This is a genomic window from Bacillus sp. SIMBA_074 (assembly GCF_046534555.1).
Taxonomy (GTDB): domain Bacteria; phylum Bacillota; class Bacilli; order Bacillales; family Bacillaceae_G; genus Bacillus_A; species Bacillus_A mycoides.
Window position 1 is genome coordinate 1 of sequence record NZ_JAWRYM010000982.1, and the last position, 249, is coordinate 249.

The 249-nt window shown below is 38.2% G+C and carries 1 pseudogene; it reads right to left on the bottom strand.

Going from position 1 to position 249, the window contains the following annotated elements:
* Positions 1 to 249: pseudogene (locus SB773_RS33700) on the bottom strand (DNA topoisomerase IV subunit B); the annotation flags it as partial.

Below are 249 nucleotides of genomic sequence, written 5' to 3' on the forward strand. Positions count from 1 at the left end.
TTGCGCCAATCTCATGGGTGCCGCCGTCTTTTGTTCGAACATTATTTACAAAGCTTAAAATATTTTCTGAATAACCATCGTTGAATTGAAAGGCCAGATCGACTTCAATCCCATTCTGTTCCCCTTCCAGACTGACAACACTATGAAGGGTTTCTTTTTCTTCATTCAAGTAATCCACAAAAGCTTCTATTCCATTTTCATAGTGAAAAGTTTCTTGCTGGTCGTTACGTTCATCCGTCAATTCAATTT